This window comes from Mobilicoccus pelagius NBRC 104925, from assembly GCF_000247995.1.
Lineage (GTDB): Bacteria > Actinomycetota > Actinomycetes > Actinomycetales > Dermatophilaceae > Mobilicoccus > Mobilicoccus pelagius.
This window is the reverse complement of sequence record NZ_BAFE01000028.1, coordinates 1-5,883: the sequence shown is the minus strand read 5'-3', so window position 1 is coordinate 5,883 and position 5,883 is coordinate 1. Positions and strand designations below refer to the sequence as shown.

Below are 5,883 nucleotides of genomic sequence, written 5' to 3'. Positions count from 1 at the left end.
GGGGAGTCCGCATGCAGCGGACCACCCAGATCGACCTGCACGAAGGAGTGGGCAACCAGGTGCCATACCGCTGCGTAATTGGGATCGCCTTCGCCCAGCACACGCGCGAACGGCAGCAGAGCAGTGGGGAACGCCACGTGGCGCGCACGATCAATCCAAGCTCGCCGCTGCCCGGGGTTGGCTTGCCGACGGGCCCACACAGCGGACAGATTCCGCGCGCTCTGTCGACTCAGCTCGGTCCTCACCTCGTATCGCATGCCCAATGCGGACGCCGTCGCCCCCGTCAAGAGCCACACGGCCGCCGTGTTCGGATCACTCAATCGCCGTGAGCTCGTGACATCGATCAGCAGAACCGTTCCGTCGGCGAGCTCGGCCAACGCGTCGGGGACGTGAGTACGCACGCCACTCTCGAAGGGCCACTCCAGCCGCATTGCCTGAGTGGCCATGCCCACTACACGGCGAGAGATCAGCAGGTCCCAGTAGTTCTCCTGCTCGTTACGGCTCTCAAACCAGACCGACCGTTGCCCCTCAGTGGACGGAACCGGCAGGCGTCCGATCCGGTTGCGCATGCCTTGATATGAGAGAGGCCGCCGCACCTCAAGCAGTAGAGACGGGTCCAGCTCCAGCGAGCCGACCCCGCCGGTGACGGTCGCCACAGCATGAGTCTCCGCATCCCACCGCCTGGTCGCGACGAACGCTGCAGCAGCCACGGCCTGCCGATCGGTCGGTGACTGGGCGACACGCCTGACCTCATCCCATGAAGCGCGCGGGCCGCGAACCTCATCGAGGAAGGAGATGTGTCCGCCCCGGCGATGGGCAGCCGCCACGGGATAGACAGTCACCCCGCACCTCCGCAACGGTTGCGCTTGACTCGCGGGCATAGCTGATCGCAAAATGGCATACGAAGACCTCCAGCGGTCTTGTCAGAGTCTTTGCCACGTCAGTGGTCTTTCGCACTACGCATGAGCCGGGCGGCCACCCGGCTCATTTGCGTATCTGGGGTAGAACGGGCTCCCAGACTCGGCCCTAATCAGTGAATCGCTACGCGCCTCCAAAAGGGTGAAAGAGGCGCCCCGCGCGCCCCTCCCAGCAGTATCGCGCAGCCTTATTCCGACTGCCGAGACCCTCTCGGACCCGCTTCGCTGACTGAATCAGATTCATGGCTTTTTCTGAAAAGTGCAAGGTCGCACCCCGAACGTCGAAAGCGCTGGTCAGCGGCTTCGCGCTGGCATTCAGGGCGACTCCGTGATCTCCTCGAAGTGCGGGTCGAGCCAGCTCGATCCATTTATAACAGTTCGGTAACCCCACTTATGAGACGCGACTCGGACAAGCCTCCCGCACCCATCCCACTGACCAGCGGAAACGCATCAGACGTCTCACGCAGCTGATATCAGGCGTCTCATGTCTCACGAATTTCAGCCCGGGCGTCTCACTGTGTCTCACACAGTGCACCATCGACCGAGAGGTGTCTCATTTCGGGCCGCGCCGGACACCCCTCCATGCTCAGAAACGCCGTCTCACCTAGTGAAATATCACTAGAATAAGATAGGAATATGGCAAGCATGGGGATAAACTTGTTCATGTCAACACGACAGGGGCCCCTTCCAGGCTCCACTCCCCCATCCGAAAGGACACCCCAGCCATGACCGTTCACAGTCTCAGCGACTTCGTCGAGACGATCCCGAGCCTCGCGGGCTACCAGCCCGACGGCCTCACCCTGAGCCTCCTGGGGGCGGACACCGGGCGGCACATCAGCACGTCCGTCATCCGCTGGCAGGACCGCGCCGACTCCCCCACCTTGACGCGCGTGCTGCGCCAGGGCGTGACCTCCCACAAGGCTGCGCACGTCATCGCGGCTATCTGGCGCGCGGCCGCCGAGGATGACGTGGACGCCACCCTGACGCACGTCCGGGACCTCGCGAAGACCTGCGCCTTGGACGTGACGACGCTGCACGTCACGGATGACGCCGTCCGCCTCATCGACCAGGACGGGGCGATCCTGGCAACCACTCCCCGCGACCCCGCCCTCGCGTCGGTCGCCGCCGCCGTCGATGACATCGCCGAGAACCGCGAGGCGCTGCGCGCCCGCATCGAGGCCGGCCCCCACGCCCTCGCCCCGGCCCCCATGCCCTCCGTCGAGGACGACATCCTCCTCGGCGTGTGGAACGCCCACATCCTCGCCGACGAGCCCGAACCCGTGCAGGAGGCCGACGACCTCACCGTCGCCGCTCTCGCCGAGATCACCCGCCGGGTCGGCCTCCGCGATGCGATCCTCGCGCGCCTGGTTCCCCTGAACGCCGAGGACGACGAGAACGCGCTCAGTGTTGAGCGCATCTGCGCCGCGAAGTCGCACATGACCGAGCTGGCCCACCGCCTCGCCGACGTGCCCGCCGCGGCCAACCTCCTCGGGATGCTCGCCACCGTGGCCTGGCACATCGGTGACGGTGCCACGCAGCAGATCGCCGCCGCCCGCGCGCTGCGCATCGACCCGGAGCACAACCTCGCGCGCCTCATGGCGCTGATGGGCCGCGCGGGCGTTCCCGGACGGGCCGTCCTGCCGTCCTGACCCGACCCCGTGGTGGGCGGGGCCACTCCCCCGCCCACCACGGGCCGTCCCACCCCTCGAACAGCACTAGACTAAGACAAGAAGTCTAGTAGACTGGTACACGTCAACACGACGCGGAGCCCCCTTCCACGCTCCACTCCCGAAAGGACCCCCCATGTTTGAGACCGCAGCACAGGCCGAGGCGCGCGAGGACGCCCTGCGCGCCGTCGCCGACCACCTCCCCGAGTGGCGATATCAGGCCCCCGACGAGGACGTGCGCCGTGGCCACCTGTGCGGACCCAGCGGCATGACCATCCTCATGCGCCCGCTCGACGGCACCCGCTGGCAGCTCACGGGCGACCTGCCCGGCACCGGCTACCACGGGCCCCGCGCGAGCATCCAGCAGACGTGGGCCCGCCCCCCGGCCACCCTGGCCGCCGACCTCACCCGCCGGCTCCTGCCCGACTACGCCGAGGTCTACGACCGCGAGACCGCCCGCCTGGACGCCGAGCGCGCCGAGGACACCCAGCGAGCCGCCGACCTCGAGGCCGTGGGTGCGATCCTCCCCATGCAGATCACCGATGGTGCGCGCTTCCGCCCCAATGACCGCCCGGACCTGCGAGGCCGCTGGCGCGGGCCCGTCCTTCCGGACGGCTTCTCCGCATCGCTCGAGGTGCGAGGCACCATCGGGGGCCGCTGGGACCTCGACCTGCACGGCCTCACCACCGCCCAGATGCACGCCGTCGCCCAGGCCCTCGCCGCCACACTCGACGCCGAGGCGCGGCCCGTCCCCGCCGTCGCCTGACAGGCGGCCCCCCGCCCGGTCGCCGGGTGGGGGCCGGCCCCCCACACCCCCCGGGCCTCCCCCGCGCACGGCCTCCCCTAAGTATCGACTAAGTCAAGGCGAACCGATGAAGCTCACCGTCACCTACGCGCCCGGTCACGGCGTCACCGTCACCGGAGCCGACCCCGCTCTCGCCGAGGATCTGCGCGCGGCCGGGCTGCGCTGGAGCCAGCGGCAGGGCCGCTGGTACGCCGACCGGTCCCGGCTGGACCCCGCCCGTCTCGAGATCGTCGCCGCCCACCTCGAGCGCGCCGGACACCAGGTGCACCGGCAGTGGGCCGACACGACCCCGCCCACGACGGAATCCCGCCGCAGCCCGGCGGCTCGCGCCCACCGCGCCGAGCGAGCCGCCGCTCACATCCGCCACATCACCGGGGGAGCGGACCGCGCCATCGCCGCAGCCCGCGCCGAGGTCAACGGCCTCACGGCCGCCCTCGCCGACCTCGACGCCGAACACCCGGCCGTGCCCGGCCTCGAGGCCCGCCTCGACCGCGCCCGAGGTCGCCTGCGGGCCTGGCTGGAGGCGGGAGAGTGCCCACGCATCGGAAACGACTAAGACAAGACAAGACTAAGAGTGCACGTTCAAGACTAAGAGAGGATATGCTGATGTCGTCAGCACGACGCTTCCACATCACCACCACCCGAAAGGACAACGCCCATGCACACGCTCACCGCCTCCCTCGAGGATCTGCGGCCTGGGGACCAGCTCCTTCGTGTCGGCGAGCACCGATGCCGCCCGGAACTCACGGTCGTCGACGCCCTTGGGCCGATCGACGGAGTCCTCGCCGACGCCGGCGTTCGCTGCGCGCCCGCCGGCCCCGCCGCTGACCGCCTCATCCTGCGCCGCGCCGAAGTCGACGGCGCGACGCTCGTCATCGCCCGCCCCGAGACGCGCACCGCCGCCCTGACCACCCCCTGACATGCAGCGAGGCCCCTCCCGGGGGAGGGGCCTCGCCTGTCAACGCGACAGTTCCCGAAAGAACAGCCGTAGTGCCGGGCTTCCACCCCCGGCGCCCACCAGGATAAGTGAGGAAACACCCATGACCATCTACACCGTCGCCAGCGGCAAGGGCGGCGTCGGCAAGAGCGTGACCGCCGCCGAACTCGTCGCCGCCCTCGCCCGCGCCGGACGGCCCGTCATCGCCGTCGACGCCGACCGCAACGGCAACCTCACCCGACGCTGCGGCCTGGGCCGCGAGGCAGAAGTCGCCGCCGTCGCCGCCGACGTGCTCATGGGGGAGTCGAGCGCCGAGGAGGCCGCCGTCCCTTCCCCATCCGTCCCCGGCGTCCGCATCATCGCCGGCACCCACGACCTCAACGCCGTCACCGGAGACGTCGCGACCATCGCCGACCGCTTCCGCTCGATGGCCCTGGACGGGTCCGACGTGGTCATCGACACCCGCCCCGCCCTGGACCTGCTCAGCGAGGCCGCCCTCGCCGCCGCCGACGTCGTCGTCGGCGCCGCCACCTGCGACCTCGAGGCCCTCGAGCAGATGGAGGAGCTCGACGCCTTCCTCGGTCGCCGCCTGAACCGGCACGTGGACTGGATCGTGCCGACCCGGTACAGCTCCCGCACGCTCCTGGACGCCGAGACGGTCGATGCGCTCAACGAGCAGTGGCCCGGCAAGGTCACCGACCCCATCCCCGAGGCCGTCGCCGTGAAAGACGCCTACGTCGCCGGCCAGCCGGTGTCCCTCTTTCGCCCCTGGGCCAAGGCCGCCCGCACCTACAAGCGCGTCACCGCACGCATCACCCGCACCACGAAGGAGAAGTGACATGACCCGCCGCCGGTCCCTGCAGGAGCGCAACCTCCACGCCTACGCCCCCGCCGCCAACACCCCGCCGACCCCGAAGTCCGCGCCCGACACGCCCGCGCCCGAGACGCCCGCGCCGAGCGCGGCGTCCCCCACGCCGACCCCGAAGGCCCGCCCGAAGACCAGCCGCACCCCCGCCGCCAGCAAGAGCCAGAGCAACGCCGCGCCCCCCTCCCAGCGCATCGCCATCGGCATGTACCGCGGCGACTACGAACTCGCGAGGGACGCCTACGAATACGCCTGGAACCACAAGGACTTCGCATCCGAGGTCGCCCCCAACCTCAGCGCGTGGCTCGGCCAGGTCTTCACCGCCTGGGCCGACCGCACCCCCGAGGAGCGCCACGCGATCCTCGCCGAGAACCACGACCTCATCGACGAGCAGCGCACGTCCCGCGCCGCCCAGATCGAGCGGGCCGAGATTGCCGCCGGTCGCACGCCCAAGCCGGACGTCGCCAGGCCCCGCAGCTACGTCGTCCCCGACGAGGTCTTCGCCGCGGTCGACGAGGCCCGCGCCGCCGACGCCGCGTACATCCACGCCCCCATGAGCCGCGGCCAGTGGACCCGCGAGGCCATCCGCGCCGAGCTCGCCCGCGCCATCAAGCACAACGGCGGCCACACCCTGCCCGTCGCCAACGCCCTCCCGCTCGGCGGCCGCGTCGACGCCCGCCGCTTCTGACTAA

At 70.2% G+C, this 5,883-nt stretch carries 7 protein-coding genes; 6 read left to right on the top strand and 1 reads right to left on the bottom strand.

The window, feature by feature from the left end; translation table 11 throughout:
- The coding region (locus tag MOPEL_RS15760) for a hypothetical protein (protein WP_051992217.1) at positions 1-656 on the bottom strand (656 nt) is incomplete at its 3' end.
- Positions 657-1,642: 986 nt separating this feature from the next.
- Here MOPEL_RS15760 and MOPEL_RS05130 point away from each other — a divergent pair.
- The 6 genes from MOPEL_RS05130 to MOPEL_RS05105 all read left to right on the top strand — a co-directional run bounded on the left by MOPEL_RS05130 (position 1,643) and on the right by MOPEL_RS05105 (position 5,879).
- The gene (locus tag MOPEL_RS05130) at positions 1,643-2,566 is read left to right on the top strand and encodes a DUF4192 family protein (protein WP_040633004.1); all 924 of its coding nucleotides are present in this window, start codon (positions 1,643-1,645) and stop codon (positions 2,564-2,566) included.
- A gap of 154 nt (positions 2,567-2,720) precedes the next feature.
- Complete coding sequence (locus MOPEL_RS05125) at positions 2,721-3,350, top strand: hypothetical protein (protein WP_009481793.1); 630 nt, start codon at positions 2,721-2,723, stop codon at positions 3,348-3,350.
- 106 nt (positions 3,351-3,456) lie between these two features.
- Positions 3,457-3,945 carry a hypothetical protein gene (locus tag MOPEL_RS05120; RefSeq protein WP_040633003.1) on the top strand — a complete coding sequence of 163 codons (489 nt, stop codon included), beginning with the start codon at positions 3,457-3,459 and terminating at the stop codon, positions 3,943-3,945.
- Between the two features lie 102 nt (positions 3,946-4,047).
- Positions 4,048-4,308, top strand: coding sequence for a hypothetical protein (locus tag MOPEL_RS05115; RefSeq protein WP_009481791.1), 261 nt, complete (start codon positions 4,048-4,050; stop codon positions 4,306-4,308).
- Between the two features lie 121 nt (positions 4,309-4,429).
- Positions 4,430-5,164 (top strand): ParA family protein, encoded by a 735-nt coding sequence (locus MOPEL_RS05110; protein ID WP_009481790.1) that lies wholly within the window; start codon positions 4,430-4,432, stop codon positions 5,162-5,164.
- 1 nt (position 5,165) lies between these two features.
- Complete coding sequence (locus MOPEL_RS05105) at positions 5,166-5,879, top strand: hypothetical protein (RefSeq protein WP_009481789.1); 714 nt, start codon at positions 5,166-5,168, stop codon at positions 5,877-5,879.
- Positions 5,880-5,883 lie beyond the last annotated feature (4 nt).